This is a genomic window from Flavobacterium pygoscelis, from assembly GCF_023162025.1.
GTDB classification, from domain to species: Bacteria; Bacteroidota; Bacteroidia; order Flavobacteriales; family Flavobacteriaceae; genus Flavobacterium; species Flavobacterium pygoscelis.
Genome location: NZ_JALNUB010000005.1, coordinates 79323 through 96824 on the forward strand (window position 1 = coordinate 79323; position 17502 = coordinate 96824).

Sequence of the window (17502 nt, forward strand, 5' to 3'; positions counted from 1 at the left end):
ATAAGTTTAACCACTTTACTCCCGAAAAGCCTAATTTATAAGCAATCAGAGCTTTAACAATTATTTGCTTTATTTGTAAGAAACATAATGTTATAAAAAACAACATTTTGAAGATGTCTAAACAGCCTATTAAAATGGTTCAGATAAATCAGAAAAAGACATAAATAGAGAAGAATAATCCAACAAAAAAGAGGATTTTAATGTTTGAACAGAATAATTTTACAATTAAAAATTGTTGTAAGAATTAATTTTTATTTATTAAATCATATATTTGTCAAAATTGAAAATTCGGTTTGAAACAAAATGGAAAAAAACTATAAAAAAGAAGGTAGATACAGCTATTATGAAGCTGGAGAAGGAATCCCAATCGTTATACTTCACGGACTAATGGGAGGACTCAGTAATTTTGATGCTGTTGCTAGTTACTTTTCTACAAAAGGCTACAAAATCATCATTCCAGACCTACCCATATACACTCAAAATATTTTGAAAACTAATGTAAAAAGTTTTGCAAAATATGTAAAAGATTTCATCACATTTAAAGGTTTAGAACGCGTTATATTATTAGGTAATTCATTGGGCGGACACATAGCTTTGTACCACACTAAAATGTATCCTGAAAAAGTAGCAGGTCTTGTAATTACAGGAAGTTCGGGACTTTACGAAAGTGCAATGGGAGATAGTTATCCTAAAAGAGGGGATTACGAATACATCAAGAAAAAAGCAGAAGATGTTTTTTATGATCCTGCGGTAGCCACAAAAGAACTTATAGATGAGGTTTATGAATCTGTGAATGATAGAATAAAACTGATAAAAACATTAACAATTGCTAAAAGTGCAATTCGCCATAATATGGCTAAAGATTTGCCAAAAATGCATGTTCAGACTTGTATCATCTGGGGAAAAAACGATAAAGTTACACCTCCTGATGTTGCAGAAGAATTTAATAAATTATTACCAAATTCTACTTTATATTGGATTGACAAATGCGGACATGCTGCTATGATGGAACATCCAGATGAATTTAACAATTTACTGGAAGAGTGGTTAACCAATACACATTTACCAGTATAATTTTATACCAAGAGAATTTTTACACAACATAAAAATGAAAATTAATACCGCAGAATTTGTTATTAGTAACTCCGAAGTAAGCAAATGTCCTAAAGATTTTTTGCCGGAATATGCTTTTATTGGTAGATCAAATGTAGGGAAATCCTCTTTGATAAACATGATAACAAATCATAAGAAATTAGCAAAAACATCTGGAAGACCTGGAAAAACACAATTGATCAATCACTTTTTGATTAACAGCAATTGGTATCTAGTCGATTTACCAGGTTATGGTTATGCAAAAGTGTCTAAGAAAACAAAATCTATTTTTCAGGAATTTATAACAGACTACTTTGAAACAAGAGAACAATTAGTATGTGCATTTGTTTTGATTGATATTCGCCACGAAGCGCAAACTATAGATATCGAATTTATGTCGTACATGGGAGAAAGCGAAATTCCCTTCTGTATTATTTTTACCAAAGCAGATAAAATTAGTAAAGTAAAAATAGATTCACATATTGCCGCTTACAAGAAAAAAATGTTTGCTAATAACTGGGCCGAAATGCCTCATTATTTTGTAACCTCAGCAACAGAATCAACAGGAAAAGAAGAATTATTAGGCTACATAGACGAAGTGAACCAAGAAGTATTTAAAAACAACAATCAGTTTTAAAATACTCTAAATAGACTTGGAAAAATAGACATGACAAGAAAAAAAATTATCTCAATTCCTATTTTAGCCATTGTTTTATTGCTTTTTGCTTCATGCAAAAGCAATACTTACGTCTTAACTAATATAGATTATAAAACAGGCGTTGATTTTACAAATGGAAAATGGTTGCTTAATCAATTAGATAGTCCAGGCTACAATTCTGAAAGGCTTACTAATGAGGCCGCCACCTTTTTTAAAGATAATTTAAAAGATCGCTATTTTTACAGAGAGGACGTGAGCAATTTATTGATACCTTATAAAATCCCATTAAACCCAAGTAAACAAAAACTTCAAGAGCTAAAAATCGGAACAGGTTTTGACTATTTCATCAATATTTCTTCTAAAAAAAACAAAGACGAAATAGGAATAATTGGACTATACGAAGACGAATACTCAACCGGAGCAAACCAAAGCGAGGTAACACTAGAAATATACGACTTGAATTCACAAGAAATAATCTATTCTCAAAGGGCAATTGGAAAGGAATCCGCTAAAAAAGAAAAGTCAGTATGGGAAACTCAAAAATCAAATAAATTAATCGATAACATTTCTTTTCACAGAAGCTCAAGTACGCTAATGACAGGAAGCTTGAAGAAGATCCTAAAAGATTTGCAAAAAAAATCTATACAAAATTAAAAATTCTTTAAGTCTAAAAAACCATTAATTCAACAAAAAAAACTGCAATTGAAACGAATCAAATTGCAGTTTTTTTTTTGTTTAAATTTTGAAGCTATACTTCATACAGAATAGTTTGTGATAAAAGATTAACTATTTACCCAACTCTAATTTCTCTGCAAAATAATCGCAAAAATCTTTCATGGTATCTGACATTTTTTCGTCATCTGTAGCACGTTTAAAAGTTTCTGACATTGCTACTAAAGTTTGGTGAAAGAAAATTTTCATTTCATCAACAGGCATATCTTTCGTCCACAGATCAATTCGCATACTTTCCTTTGCTTTGCTATCCCAAATAGAAAGCATAATCGCTTTAGCCTCTTGCGCCTCCACACCTCCATCTTGAGCAGACCACATTAATTTTTCTGGAACACGGTTTTCATCTAATTCGACTAAAAACTTAATTTCGGATGTATTTTTATTTGACATTATTTTTTGGGTTTGTATTTAGATTTTTCGAACAACTCTTTTGCATTCATTTTTAATAATTCGGAAATAGGCATATCATTATTTTTCGCAAAAGATCGTACTATTTGCCAACCGATCCATGCTCCGACTCTTCCCGGAGAATCATTGTCAATCTCAAGATAAAATTTAGAGAAAGGAGCTGGGTTTATAAATCGGGAAATTAATTTTTGATCATTATTATAAAGCATTTCTCTTTCTATAAAATAACGCCACATATAATTTTCATTTTCCTCACACCAAGTAATTTGTTCTGGCGTATAACCCATTTTTTCTGCATCTGAATACTCAGGCAATAATAAATCTTTTAGATACAATTGTTTGCCATTGTATATCATCTGTGTTAAAAGATCTTTATCAAGGACTGGTGGAATTTTACGTGTCGAAAAACTAGCCACTACGTCAGGAGCGATTTGTTTTTCTACAAAATTTTGCTTTAAATAATTTGGGAATTGATAAAATTTGTGCTCTTTTCCCAGATATAATTCTAAAGAGATGATGACTAAACTATCTGCATAAATAGCCTTATTATTATAGTCCATTTCTGCGATAACAGTAATCACTTTTGGTATTTTTGTTTCTGGAAAATAATATTTAATGTGTTTAAAAAGAGTTTCTAATTCTTCCTTTTCAGGTTCAAAATTAGCATACTTTTTCTGAACCTCAGTGTACACCTCTTTCCAAATTGGATCCTGCATTTTGTTAATCCAAACACTGTTGTCATTTCCTGCAGGAAAAAAAAACGGAAATTGTTTTTTAACCTTATCTAAATCTTGAGGCTTCGTTTCAAAAAATAATTGATCAAAACGCTCCACTTTTACTTCTAAAGGAATTACCGATATGGCAGTTTCAACTTTATTTTTCTTATTACAAGATAAAATAAAGAGACAAAAGACTACAAGCAACAGATATTTTTTCATATTTATTAATTAAATTTGTTTCTAAAGAAAAATCAGGAAACAAAAGAATGAGTAATTCATTTTGCAAATATACATTCCTGCTTCTTAAAATGTAAATTATTATGACTAAAAAAAGCACCATTCAAGTTGAAAAAATAAACGATCAAATTGTTAAGTGGTTAAAAACTTATGCCGAAAATGCAAAGGTAAACGGGTTTGTGATCGGTATTTCTGGCGGAGTAGATTCAGCCGTAACCTCAACCTTATGTGCTCAAACAGGATTAAAAGTTTTATGTGTTGAAATGCCAATTCATCAAGCACAAAGTCATGTAACTCGCGGAAAAGAACATATTGAACAATTAAAGTTACGTTTCCCAAATGTAAGTAGTATTGAAGCGAATCTAACGGATACTTTTGAAACTTTTAAAACCGTTGTCCCAGAAAATGAAGATGTTGCCAAATTAAATTTAGCATTAGCAAATACTAGAGCAAGATTAAGAATGACCACTTTATATTATTTTGCTGGAATTCATGGACTATTGGTGGCAGGAACAGGAAATAAAGTTGAAGATTTTGGCGTTGGTTTTTACACAAAATATGGTGACGGCGGAGTAGATCTAAGTCCAATAGCTGATTTAATGAAATCTGAAGTGTTTTTATTGGGTCATTATTTAAAAATAACTAAATCAATTTTAGACGCCTCACCAACTGATGGATTGTTTGGTGATGACAGAACAGATGAAGATCAACTTGGCGCTAGTTATGATGAGTTAGAATGGGCAATGTTACAAGATGAATCTAAAAAAAGCGCAACAGATTTTACAGGAAGAGAACGTATTGTTTTTGAAATATACAAGCGATTAAATCGTATAAATCAACACAAAATGATCCCAATTCCCTTTTGTAGAATCAATAAATATTAAAGAAATCATATTTTCTATTGATTTGCAATTAATTACAGAAATTATTTATTAATTTTACGAATCCAATTACAAACAATTCTAAAAACTTAAAATTATGATTAAAGTATGTATAGCCGATAACTATCCTGTTGTGCATTTTGGAGTAAAATCTTACTTTAAAGATAATGCAGACATTTCGATAGTTGCCAATGTTGGCAATTTCTTAATGGTGCGGGATATACTTCAAACAAAAGACATTGATGTCTTAGTAATAGATTTGGAACTAGAAGGTCTTTCCAGCATTTTTGAGGTCAAAGCACTTTTGAAAAATTTTCCAAAAACAAAAATCATTATCTATAGTGGTCTTTCTGAACAGATTTATGCACCAAATGCCATAAAAGCCGGAGTATCTGGTTTTGTACACAAATCTGAAAAATTAGAAACTTTAGGTATCTCTATTATCAAAGTCTACCAAGGCAAGATAATAATGAATGAGACAGTAAAGAAAAATTTAGCATTGATTGCTAAACAAACTAAAAGTGAACGTTTGTATCGCAAGTTATCTAATCGAGAAGTAGAAGTTTTACGTTATTTAAGTGGAGGTAAAAAGAACCATGAAATTGCTGAAATTTTAAATCTTAACGAAAAAACGATTAGTACATACAAATTGCGTTTATTAACTAAGTTAAATGTTACCAACCTAGTAGACTTAGTAGATAAAGCAAAAAAACTAGAAATAGTTTAGTATCGAGACATTACTCTTCCCAGTTTTTTAGAAAAAGAATGGATTAATGTATTGTAATCCATTATCATTGATAAAGACTCTGTATTATCCGAATTTGATTCAGATAGCACAGAGTTTTTTAATTCTTCGATTATCATTCCTACCAAATACCAACGCATTGTCAATATTGTTTCTGAAACATTTTGACTTATAGTCTCGTCTTTTGATTTTGGAAAAATATTTTGTCCTACCCAATCATGTAGAACAACACGTTCATCCTCCATCAAAATATCGGTAACCTCTTGAGCAAAATCAGGCTGTAAATGCATCAAGTATTGTTCTAAACTAAATGTTTCATGTTGATGATAAAAGTTTATGAGATCATTAAATATATCTCTAAACAAAGGATTGGCCAATTCTACCTCATCTTCTTGTAGGCTTAGGTAAATTCTTTGATATACTTTATATTCTTTTTTCTCTGTAAATGTTGCAATCTCACCTTCTTCGTTTGTTTTTAAAAACGTATCTTCAAATTCTTCGTTTTTATTACCGTATAACAAAAGAATTTCTATAATTTTTCGTTCGAGTCGATATAAAATATCAACTTTTTGAGGCGATATGGGATTGTCATTTTTTACAATCTCAAAAGCCTTTTGCTCTTGCTTTTGTTTTTTACCAACTTCTGTAACTTCTTTTTGAACTAATTGTGCTAAGGTACTTTGCAGCACTTGCTCTGAAATATCCATAATCCTAGAACATTCCTGAATGTAAATTTCTCTTTGAATACGATCTGGAATTTTTGAAATACTAGTAACCATATCTCGAATCAAATCTGCTTTTTTGATTGGATCGTTCTTGGCTTCATTCATTAAAAGTGACGCCTTAAATTGAATAAAATCTTTAGCATTATTTTCTAGATATAAAACTAAATCATCATGAGAAGTTTTTTTGGCAAAACTATCTGGATCTTCACCGTCAGGAAAAGCACATACTTTTACATTCATCCCTTCCTCTAGTATCAAATCGATTCCGCGAATAGAAGCACGAAGTCCTGCTGCATCGCCATCAAAAAGCATCGTTACATTCTTAGTCAACCTATTGATCAATCTGATTTGATCTGGCGTCAATGCTGTACCAGATGAAGCAACAACGTTCTCTATTCCTGCTTGGTTAAACTGAATCACATCTGTATAACCTTCAACTAAATAACAATTATTTAATTTAGCAATAGATTGTTTGGCTTGAAAAATTCCGTAAAGGACTTTACTTTTATGGTAAATATCACTTTCAGGCGAATTTAAATATTTTGCTGCTTTTTTATCGTTGGTCAAAATCCTACCTCCAAAACCCAGCACTCTTCCTGACATACTTTGAATAGGAAACATAACACGCCCTTTAAAGCGATCAAATGGACGATCGTCTTTAGGAATTGTTAAACCGGTACTTTCTAAAAATTCTAATTTATACCCTTTTCCTAGCGCTTCCTTAGTAAAAGCATCCCAGGCTTCAGGAGAATAACCTAATCCAAATTTTTCAATAGTATCATTTGTAAATCCTCTTTCTTTAAAATAAGAATAACCTATCGCTTTTCCTTCCTCTGAATTTAAAAGCGTATTGTGAAAATAGGTTTTAGCAAATTCTGAAACGAGGTACATACTTTCTCTAATATCGGTATTTGCTTTTTCTTCATCAGTTTGCTCTGTTTCTTCGATTTCAATATTGTATTTTTTGGCTAGATAGCGAATGGCCTCTGGATACGTAAATTGTTCGTGTTCCATCAAGAACGCAACCGAGTTGCCACCTTTTCCAGAACTAAAATCTTTCCAAATTCCTTTAGCTGGAGAAACCATAAACGAAGGAGAACGCTCCTCAGAAAAAGGACTCAATCCCTTGAAATTACTTCCTGCCCGTTTTAAATTTACAAAATCACCGATTACCTCCTCTACTCGAGCAGTTTCGAAAACAGTATCAATGGTCGCTTTTGAAATCAAAATATATTGGGAAATTAAAATTATTTTAAGATTGCAAAAATACGCAAATCAAACCTCAAATTCTAAATCTAAAACGAAAAAAAGCGCCTCTTCCGAAGCACTTTTTAAATAACTAACTAACTCAAATAAATCTTAATTAAAATCGAAACGCAATCCTAAAGAAACATTATTCTGATTCACAGCATTATTTTTAAACAACGGATTTAAATCATATTTCAAATATAAACTTGTCGATTTATAACCTGCATAAGTACTTAAACCATAAATAAAATCTGTTGTGTTAAAATCCCCTTTTACTTTATCAGTAACTTTTAGGTCATTGTCATTATATTTTATAATTTGCTTTGATTTCAAATTAACTCCTGCATATCCTCCAACTCCTAAACGAAAGCTATTGTGGGTTCTAAATAAAGGTTTCCCATTTGAATCTTTATTACCAGAAAAATCAAATTCTAAATGTAATGGCGCAACTAAATAAACATTTTTAAAACGAGAATCATTTAAATCTCTAGGATCTACAGTAAGATCTGTTTGATTTCCATTCACAACAAAACTGCGATTATCCGTTGGACGAAGATTATTATACATCAAAGAAAGACCATATTTAGCGTGCAAAAGATTATCCTTTTCTAAGATTCTACTATTGTACGTAACGCCAAGTTCATAAAAATGAGATCCAAAATACCTAAAATCTGACTTATTCACATTTCCATTTGTTACTACATTATTCAATCCCGCAGCAAAAACTAATTGGCTTGTAGTTCTTTTAGACAATCTACTTTCTTTATCCTCATATCCATTATAAAACTTCATAGAAGTCACATTGAATTCTCTATTATTAGAACCTATAGAATCATTACTAATCCCAATTATAACTCTGGTTGAGCCTCTTTTATCATTTTCAGCATTATCAAATTTACCATCTACCCTATCTTGAATTAACTGATTCAATTTCTTCTCCTCTAAAGCTACTTTAGTTTCGATAGTATTGGCACGTACTTTTGCTTTTTCTAATTTGAGTGCTTCTGCTTTTTCTTTCGAAATCAATCCTTTTTCTACTTCTTGATCAATAGCATCTACTTCATTTTTTAATGCCTTTTTTTCTCTATCCTTCACCAACTTAATTTCGTCCCCTATTGCTTTGGCTCTTTTTTCAAAGGAAATCAATTTATTGTCTCTTCCTTTATTGTAGCCTGTTTCCGCAAGAGAATCATCTACTATTTCTATAGTAATGTCTTTAAACCAAACTTGACCTGTTTCATTTAATAAAACACCATAAGAAATAGAGGTAGCATCAACTGGTACAAATAATACGATTTCATATTTTTGCCAGTCTGTTGTTCCTTTAATGCGTCTACCGTTCATATTGTCAAAAGCGAGAACTTGAGCTGAATAATAATCAACACGCATCCATAATGCAGCACCAGATTTTGCTTTTTCACTTTTTACATATCCAGACATTTTAACTGTTTTTCCTTTATATAAATCAGATGGAACGGTTTTCATAAGGGAACCAAAACCATAAATCTTATTTTTAACTGACTTCATGGTAAAAATATTTTGATCCATTAGCTGTGGATTTTTTTCAAAACTCATGTTGTAATTAGGAGAGTTTGGTTCCCAATACGACCAGTCTAGCACATATTTATAACTTCCTGTACTTTGAGCGTTTAATTTGGCGACCATAGCGACCAAAAGAATAACTGTAAATAAAATAATTTTTCTCATGATTTTCGTTTTTTGATTGATGATTGATGATTGGTTTAATCTTGATAATTTCTATTAACTAAAACTGTTTTTATAGCATTATAATTTTTGCTGAATTTATCTAATGCTTTTTCTCTAAAGGATTGATTTAATTCGGTTTCAGCATCAGAGAGCAAGCTGTTTGCACTAACAGTAATCCCTATATTGTTTGGTTGAACAGCTTTGTTTTCGTACTTCGTGTTACTAATTTCAGCTAACAATTTTTCAGCAGAACTGTATCTTTTAGAAATATCTATTGTATTTTCACTATTCCCAACAGCTTTATTTATCTTAACATTATTTATCGGATCTCTAGTAGAAGAATCTTTTATTGCATAAGATTTTTGAATTAGATTGCTTTTCGAGCTAGTGGCAACAGCAAGAACTCCAGAAGATTTTGGCATTCCGTTTTGAACCGTTTTAGATAAATCTTCTTTTTTCTTTATTGTAGGTTCCTCAATATTAGTATCTATTCCTTTTTGCTCAAGAACAATTGGGTTAATCGTTTGTGTTTTGACACTTTCAGAACTATTAAAATAAAACGTTGAAATCATTAAAAACCCAACAAAACTAGCTGCAATATAAATCCAAGAGAACTTACTTTTTGGCTTTTCGGCAGCAGTTAACATACTATCCAATTTTTCCCAAGCCATTGGCGTCGGTTTTATTTCCCTTACGTTTAATTGCGCTTTAAATTGTTCTTCAAAATTATCTGGTTCCATAACTGTAATTTTTTAACTTGTTAATCTGTCCTTGCAACATTTTTCTAGCATGTGATAATTGCGACTTTGATGTTCCTTCACTTATTCCTAATAAACTTGCTATTTCATTGTGCTTAAAACCTTCGATCGCAAATAAATTGAACACCATTTTATAACCCTCTGGTAAGCCATCGATCAAAAACTGTATATCATCTATTGAAAATTTGCTTTCTATATTATTAAAGCTTTCTTCCAAATAAGTTTCCTCTTCGATGTATTTAACTTTTTTATTGACTCTGATAAAAGAAATACATTCATTGACCATTATCCTTCTAATCCAACCTTCAAAACTTCCTTTATTTTCGAAGTTTTGAAGGTTAACAAAAACTTTCATAAAGGCAGTTATCATAATGTCTTCTGCTTGATGTATATCCTTTATATATTGGCGGCAAACACTTAACATTTTAGGAGAAAATTGAGTGTAAAGCTGCTGTTGTGCTTGCCGATTATTTTCGACAGCCAACTGAATTAACTCTTTTTCTTGTTGATGTAATTGGATTACTTTCATAAATGATTTCAATGACAAAATTCAATAGTAATAGCAAAAAAATTATTCTTGTTTTAATTGCTTTTTGACATTGAATAAGACTTCTATTAGTATAGACGAGAATGAATACAAAAAGGTTGCATGGATAATTTAAAAAAAGTAAAAAATATCTAAATACAAAAATTATAGTGCTGATTTACAATACATAAACAATAATATAAAATATAGAATCTTTAATAAAAAAAATAAACTATTCAAATTAAACTTATAAATTGTCTAATTCTATAATTTATTTTTTTCTTTCAATAACGTAGTTAACCATTAAGATTAGCGCCTCTTTATATTCAGAGTCAGGATAATTATCCAAAAGAGATAAGGCTTCCTGCTGAAATTCGATCATTTTATTTTCAGCGTAGACTAAACCGTTATTGTTCTTTACGAATGCAATAACTTCTTTAACTCTTTTTTTATCTTTATTGTGGTTTTTTATAGAATTGATCAACCAACTTTTTTCTTTTGAAGTACACATATTCAAAACATGAATAAGTGGCAAAGTCATTTTTTGTTCTTTAATATCAATTCCGGTGGGTTTACCAATGGCTTCATCAGTATAATCAAACAAATCATCTTTGATCTGGAAAGCCATTCCTATAAGCTCACCAAATTTTCTCATATTCTCCACCTGAACATCATCTTCAATTACAGATTTTGCACCAAGCGCACAACAAGCAGCAATAAGTGTTGCTGTCTTTTTTCGAATAATGTCGTAATAAACTTCCTCGGTAATATCAAGTCTCCGGGCTTTTTCGATTTGTAGCAGCTCACCCTCGCTCATTTCGCGCACAGCGACAGATATGATCCTAAGCAAATCAAAATCACCATTATCTATAGAGAGTAATAATCCTTTAGACAATAAATAATCGCCTACTAAAACGGCAATTTTATTTTTCCAAAGTGCATTAATAGAGAAAAAACCTCTTCGTCTGTTGCTATCATCTACAACATCATCATGCACTAAAGTTGCAGTATGAATCAGCTCTATGACACAAGCACCACGGTAAGTTCGGTCATTTACAATGCCTTCTGAAACCATTTTGGATGTTAAAAAAACAAACATAGGTCGCATTTGTTTCCCCTTTCTATTGACAATGTAATAGGTAATTCTATTCAACAAAGCCACTTGCGAAGTCATCGATTCATAGAACTTTTTTTCAAAAAGTTCCATTTCTTTAAAAATGGGCTGTTTAATTTGAGAGGTGACATTCATTTCGCTTTCAAAGTTACATCTTTTCGTAGTTATAAACAGACTTAAAATAAATTTTACTAATCGAAATTAAAAAAACTTACTCTTAACATTGCTAACCAATTCTTAATTAACAATTCGTCATTGTTAAAGTTTCCTTAATTAGAACTTGTTATCTGACTTCTAAGTTTGCACCACAAACATAACTAGAAAAAAAATGAAAATTTTAAAACAAAATTTACTCTTACTTACATTAGTATTTTGTGCAAATTTAATGAGTGCTCAATTAAAAACTATTCAAGGAAAAGTAACTGATTCTTCTAAATTTCCACTGATGGGAACAACCGTTTTAGTCAAGGGAACTAAAAACACAACCATCACTGATGCCAATGGAAAATTCTCAATTAATACTGAAAAAGGAAATACTTTGGTTTTTACCTTCATCGGTTTTGTAACTAAAGAAGTAGTTGTAGATCGTCAAGAAAATTTAGAAATAACACTTCAAGACGACTCAGTAGTTTTAGGAGAGGTGGTAATAACTGCTCTAGGAATAAAAAGAGAAAAACGCGCTTTAGGATATGCCTCTCAGGAATTAAAATCAAATGATATTAATAAAGTAAACTCTGCTAATTTCGTTTCAAATTTAACCGGTAAAATGTCCGGAGTACAAATTACTGGCTCTGGAAATGGGATTACGAGCTCTTCGAGAATTACTATCAGAGGCGACAAATCATTAAACATTAACAACAACGGACCCTTATTTATTGTAGATGGTATTCCCATTAACAATACCGTTTATGGCGTAGGAAGTTCTGCAACAAATCAAGCCGACTTACCTACTGATTATGGTAACGGAGCTTCGGAAATTGATCAAGAAAATATTGAAAGTGTTAACGTATTAAAAGGGGCTGCAGCATCTGCTTTATACGGCTCTAGAGCGGCCAATGGTGTAATTGTAATAACAACCAAATGGGGAAAAAAGAATAAAGGTTTGGGAGTGACTATTTCTTCTTCTTTTATGACCAGTGAGGCATTGCGACTACCTGAGATTCAAGATCAATATGGCGCGGGTTCTAAACAGGTTTATGACCCAGGAGCCGATACCAATTTAGGACCACGTTTAGGTTCTGGTCTTGCTATACTTCAGAACGGAAGTCCAGGTTATGCAGTGGGCCAAGGCCAAGTTTTACCCTTTGAATTTAGATACAACTTAAATGATTTTTTTAGAAAAGGAAGTTCAATTTCTAATTCTGTCTCTATTTCTGGATCGGATGAAAAAACAAATTTTAGACTTAGTTACGGAAAAACGACAAGCGAAGATATTGTTCCCAATTCTAATTTAAGAAGAGAAAACATAAGTTTAAATCTAAATTATTCTATTTCAGATAAATGGAAACTCGCAACTGTTGCCACTTATACTAAAAGCAACAGTGATAACACTCCTGTTACAGGTTATGGGAGCCAAGGTATTATGTATAATTTGCTTTGGAATCACACTAATGTAGATTTGGATTGGTTAAAAGAGTATTGGATTATAAAAGACGTGAAACAAAACAGCATGTTTGGCTGGGGAGACAATCCTTTTAAAATTGCTTATGAAAATATAAATGCGTTTAAGAAAGGACGTCTTTTTGGAAATGTTTCTTCAACATATCAAATCAATACTGATTTTTCCTTAATGGGAAGAATAGGAATGGATAATTCGAATGATTTTAGATGGTCTCGCAGACCAATTGGTTCCTCACGATATACACAAGGAATGTATCGCGAGCAAACTATAGGATTTACAGAATACAATGCCGATATGCTGCTTTCTTACGATCATACTTTTGGTGATTTTTCTGTTAAAGTTTCTTATGGAGCCAATAGCATGAACCAATACACATCCGAAAGTAAAATTGAAGGACAAGGAATAAGTATTCCTGGTATATATAATTTGCAAAACATCAATGTACTGCCTATTCAATCTAGAAATATTTATAAAAAGCGCATTAACAGTATCTACAGCTTAGCCAACATAGGCTATAAAGACTACTTGTATTTAGACCTAACAGCAAGAAATGATTGGTCCTCTACGCTTCCTGTGAATAACAATTCCTATTTTTATCCTTCTGCTTCTTTAAGTTTTATTCCAACCTCTTTGTTTGAAATGAATGATAAGATTGATTTTTTGAAATTGAGAGTAAACGCAGCATCTGTAGGTAACGACACCGATCCTTATCGATTAGTAAAAACCTATTCTAACGGTTCACTTCCTGGAACTTTGACTAATCCGGACGCCATTTTAAACAGTAATTTAAAACCTGAGATTGCCACATCGTATGAAGCAGGAATTGAAGTCCAACTTTTCAAGAAGAGAGTAACACTTGATGTGAGTTATTATATCACCAATTCTAAAAATCAAATTGTAGGTTTAGATATTTCACAAGCTTCTGGATTTAATTCGAATGTTATTAATGCGGGTAAAATTCAAAATAAGGGATTAGAATTGGGATTGGGAATTATACCTATTAGAACCAAAGATTTTGAATGGTCGATAAATGCAAATTTCACTAGAAATAGAGGAACTGTAAAAGAGTTAACACCAGGAATTGACAATTACATCATTGCTCAAGGCCCAAGTGGCGGAACAATAGAAGCTCGTGTAGGAGAACGAATGGGCGACATGTACGGGCGTGGTTATTTGAGAAGTCCAGACAATCAAATTGTATTTGACGATATGGGATCTCCGATACTTGATACTAAAATAAAAAAAATAGGAAACTACAATCCTGATTGGATGTTAGGTCTTACTACTAATTTGAAATATAAAAATTTCAATTTTAATGCTCTAGTAGACATAAGACAGGGAGGGAAAATATATTCGATGACAAATTCTATCGGAATGGAAAGTGGCATATTAGCCGTTTCATTACCTGGTAGAGAAACAGGAATAATAGGAAAAGGCGTTGTACAAAATTCAGATGGAAGTTATAGTCCCAATACAACTTCAGTAAGTGCAGAAAACTGGTATTACTCTAATGCTTATAGAAGAGATAATATAGAAGCCAATACGTTTGATGCTTCGTATGTAAAATTGAGAGAAGTGAGTTTGAATTATAGACTATCAACTAAATGGATAACTACTTTTAAAATGCAAAATCTAAGCATTGGTTTGGTAGGAAATAATTTAGCCCTTTGGACAAAAGTCCCTAACATAGATCCAGAAACACAAGCAATAAGTGGTGGCACTTTATTGCCAGGTTTTGAAGTTTTACAGCTGCCCTCTTCTAGAAATTACGGAATCAAATTAAATGCTTCATTCTAAAATAATAATCATGAAAAAAATAATTTTACTAATAACACTATTCACATTTAGTGTTTCTTGCACCGATGGGTTTGAAGAAATTAATACCAATAAAAACCAACCTACTACTTCACAGCCAAAGCAACTTTTACCAAATATAATATTCAATTTAGCAAATAGTAATGTTTCAGATTCATACAATTTTGGAGATATTGTAGCACAATACGGAGGCAATTATGAATACAATGAATTGGATATTTACAATTGGGGTTCAGATGATCGTTTTTGGGAAAAATACAAATGGCTGAATGACATATACGATCTTAAAAAACAAGCCATCGCTTTAAACGATAAAAACTATGAAGCTGTAAGTTTAATTTTAGAAACTTACTCGATGAGTTTAATTACAGATACGTATGGCGATGCTCCCTATTTGGAAGCTTCAAGAGGAGAAGAAGGCATTTTAAAACCCAAATATGATTCACAAGAGGAAATTTACACCCAACTGCTATTGAATTTAGATAAAGCCAATAGTATAATTGACACTAAATTAAAAATCGAAGGAGATTTATTGTTTAATGGTGATATGCTAAAATGGCGAAAATTTGCTAATTCACTACATTTAAGGTTATTGATGCGTATTTCTAATAAAAAAAATGTTAGCCTCACAATAAATGAAATTGTTAGCAAACCATCACAATATCCAATATTTCAGTCAAATGCAGACAATGCTACTTATTTTTACTCTGGAAGTTATCCTAACATTTCTCCAATGAGTGATGGTATTAATAGATTATACGGTTATAATATCGTAATTCCTTCTACTCATTTAGTAAACACCCTAATAGCAAATAGTGATACTAGACTTGAGGAGTGGATTGACCCAATAGAAGGTAAAAATAATCATTTAGGGTTGTTACCAGGTCTTACATTAGATAAAATTGGAGGACCTACCAATTACTCTAGAAGAGCCGAAAATTATTTTTATACGAAAACAAAAATAGCCTCACTATTGATGACGTACAGCGAGTTAAACTTTTTATTAGCAGAAGCTAGTCAACGCAATCTTATTACTAATGGGAATGCACAAGGATATTACAATACGGCAGTAGAAGCTTCCTTCAAACAATGGAATGTTACGATGCCTGCCAACTACTTAACAACTATTGCTCCTTATAATTCTACCACAGAAGTTTTATATGTACAAAAATGGTTGGCTCTATATCATACAGGAATTGAGTCATGGTTAGATTGGAAAAGAACAGGGAAACCTAGCTTTATAAAAGCAGGACCCGGATCCAAAAATAACGGTAAAGTTCCTAGACGCATCATGTATCCAAGTCTTGAACAATCTGTAAATGCAGAAAACAACAATAAAGCACTACAAAAAATGGGTGGTGATGATATTAACAAAAAAATATGGTGGGATAATTTTAATTAAATAAAAAAAACATGAAAAAAATATTTTTGATATTACTACTTTTTAGTGCTATACATAGTAAAGCACAACAAGCCGAAAACATAATTATCATTACTACAGATGGTTTTAGATGGCAAGAAGCTTTCAAAGGAATGGACGAAAATTTAGCAAGAGATAAAAAATTCAATCAGAACGACAGCAGCTACATTTATAAAAAATATTGGGCTGAAAATCCCAAAGAACGACGAGAAAAACTTATGCCTTTTATGTGGTCTGTTTTAGCAAAAAAAGGACAACTGTATGGCAATAGAACTTTAGGAAATAAAGTTAATAATGCTAATCCGTATTGGTTTAGTTATCCTGGATACAACGAAATCATGACTGGATATGCTGATACATTAATCAATTCGAATAAATATCCTGCCAATCCTAATGTAACCGTGTTAGAATATCTAAACAAACAACCTAAAATTAAAGGAAAAGTAGCCGCTTTTGGAGCTTGGGATGCTTTTGACAATATTTTAAATGAAAAAAGAGCTGGTTTTCCTGTAATATCTGCATTTGATAAAACAGGAGGGAAAAATCCAACAGCGAAACAGCAACTTATTAATGCCATGCTTGCCGATTCTTTCAAACCCTTTCACGAGGAAGAATGTCTAGATATTTTTACCCATTATGGCGCATTAGAAGAATTGAAAACCAATAAACCTCGTGTGTTATACATCTCTTATGGAGAAACAGATGAATGGGCTCACGCTGGCTTTTACCGTTCTTATTTGGATGCGGCTCATCAAGTGGATGCCTGGATGAAGGAGATTTGGAACTTTGTGCAAAATGACCCACAATACAAAAATAAAACTGCGTTGATTTTTACTACTGATCATGGACGCGGCGATCTCACAAAAGCAGAATGGACTAGTCATGGCCCTGATATAAAAGACGCCTCTGAAATTTGGTTTGCTGCAATGGGACCACAGATTGAAGCTAAAGGAGAAATGACTAATGAAAATCAATTGTATCAAAATCAATTTGCACAAACCATTGCCAAAATCATGGGATATACTTATGAAGCAAAGCATCCTATTTCAAAAGAAATTCTTGGAGTAATTAAATAATTCGACCGTTTAGAAATGTA

General features: G+C 31.9%; 15 protein-coding genes. 8 read left to right on the top strand and 7 right to left on the bottom strand.

The window, feature by feature from the left end:
* Nucleotides 1-303 precede the first annotated feature (303 nt).
* From MW871_RS09165 to MW871_RS09175, 3 genes are read left to right on the top strand one after another with little or no spacing between them, the layout of a single operon-like run.
* Complete coding sequence (locus MW871_RS09165) at nucleotides 304-1074, top strand: alpha/beta fold hydrolase (RefSeq protein WP_188048780.1); 771 nt, start codon at nucleotides 304-306, stop codon at nucleotides 1072-1074.
* 34 nt (nucleotides 1075-1108) lie between these two features.
* Entirely contained in the window at nucleotides 1109-1729 is a 621-nt protein-coding gene (gene yihA, locus MW871_RS09170) for a ribosome biogenesis GTP-binding protein YihA/YsxC (RefSeq protein WP_188048781.1), read from the top strand.
* A 30-nt stretch (nucleotides 1730-1759) separates the two neighbouring features.
* Nucleotides 1760-2404: a hypothetical protein gene (locus MW871_RS09175; RefSeq protein WP_188048782.1), complete on the top strand. Its 645-nt coding sequence runs from the start codon at nucleotides 1760-1762 to the stop codon at nucleotides 2402-2404.
* A 132-nt stretch (nucleotides 2405-2536) separates the two neighbouring features.
* On the opposite strand, the gene gldC is transcribed toward MW871_RS09175, so the two are convergent.
* Nucleotides 2537-2872: a gliding motility protein GldC gene (gldC, locus tag MW871_RS09180; protein ID WP_188048783.1), complete on the bottom strand. Its 336-nt coding sequence runs from the start codon at nucleotides 2870-2872 to the stop codon at nucleotides 2537-2539.
* Nucleotides 2872-3828, bottom strand: a complete 957-nt coding sequence (gene gldB / locus MW871_RS09185) for a gliding motility lipoprotein GldB (protein ID WP_248428324.1) — start codon at nucleotides 3826-3828, stop codon at nucleotides 2872-2874. The genes gldC and gldB overlap by 1 nt, the downstream gene beginning before the upstream one ends.
* A gap of 101 nt (nucleotides 3829-3929) precedes the next feature.
* Between gldB and nadE the strand changes: the two genes are divergently transcribed.
* A complete protein-coding gene (gene nadE / locus MW871_RS09190) occupies nucleotides 3930-4730 on the top strand; it encodes an NAD(+) synthase (RefSeq protein WP_188048785.1) in 801 nt (266 codons plus the stop codon).
* A gap of 94 nt (nucleotides 4731-4824) precedes the next feature.
* On the top strand, nucleotides 4825-5454 hold the full coding sequence (locus MW871_RS09195; protein ID WP_188048786.1) for a response regulator transcription factor: 630 nt from the start codon (nucleotides 4825-4827) through the stop codon (nucleotides 5452-5454).
* Here MW871_RS09195 and dnaG read toward each other — a convergent pair.
* From dnaG to MW871_RS09220, 5 genes are all read right to left on the bottom strand, one after another.
* Nucleotides 5451-7424 (bottom strand): DNA primase, encoded by a 1974-nt coding sequence (dnaG, locus tag MW871_RS09200; RefSeq protein ID WP_248428325.1) that lies wholly within the window; start codon nucleotides 7422-7424, stop codon nucleotides 5451-5453. The genes MW871_RS09195 and dnaG overlap by 4 nt on opposite strands.
* 132 nt (nucleotides 7425-7556) lie before the next feature.
* The gene (locus MW871_RS09205) at nucleotides 7557-9152 is read right to left on the bottom strand and encodes a hypothetical protein (RefSeq protein WP_248428326.1); all 1596 of its coding nucleotides are present in this window, start codon (nucleotides 9150-9152) and stop codon (nucleotides 7557-7559) included.
* Between the two features lie 35 nt (nucleotides 9153-9187).
* Nucleotides 9188-9892 (bottom strand): hypothetical protein, encoded by a 705-nt coding sequence (locus tag MW871_RS09210; protein WP_248428327.1) that lies wholly within the window; start codon nucleotides 9890-9892, stop codon nucleotides 9188-9190.
* On the bottom strand, nucleotides 9879-10439 hold the full coding sequence (locus MW871_RS09215; protein ID WP_210644504.1) for an RNA polymerase sigma factor: 561 nt from the start codon (nucleotides 10437-10439) through the stop codon (nucleotides 9879-9881). The genes MW871_RS09210 and MW871_RS09215 overlap by 14 nt, the downstream gene beginning before the upstream one ends.
* A 268-nt stretch (nucleotides 10440-10707) precedes the next feature.
* A complete protein-coding gene (locus MW871_RS09220) occupies nucleotides 10708-11685 on the bottom strand; it encodes a polyprenyl synthetase family protein (protein ID WP_248428328.1) in 978 nt (325 codons plus the stop codon).
* Nucleotides 11686-11878: 193 nt separating this feature from the next.
* Between MW871_RS09220 and MW871_RS09225 the strand changes: the two genes are divergently transcribed.
* Genes MW871_RS09225 through MW871_RS09235 form a run of 3 tightly spaced genes read left to right on the top strand, consistent with a single transcriptional unit; the run spans nucleotide 11879 to nucleotide 17482 of the window.
* Nucleotides 11879-14968, top strand: coding sequence for a SusC/RagA family TonB-linked outer membrane protein (locus MW871_RS09225; RefSeq protein WP_248428329.1), 3090 nt, complete (start codon nucleotides 11879-11881; stop codon nucleotides 14966-14968).
* A 10-nt stretch (nucleotides 14969-14978) separates the two neighbouring features.
* Complete coding sequence (locus MW871_RS09230) at nucleotides 14979-16388, top strand: SusD/RagB family nutrient-binding outer membrane lipoprotein (RefSeq protein ID WP_248428330.1); 1410 nt, start codon at nucleotides 14979-14981, stop codon at nucleotides 16386-16388.
* 11 nt (nucleotides 16389-16399) lie between these two features.
* The gene (locus MW871_RS09235) at nucleotides 16400-17482 is read left to right on the top strand and encodes an alkaline phosphatase family protein (RefSeq protein WP_248428331.1); all 1083 of its coding nucleotides are present in this window, start codon (nucleotides 16400-16402) and stop codon (nucleotides 17480-17482) included.
* The last annotated feature ends 20 nt before the right edge of the window (nucleotides 17483-17502 follow it).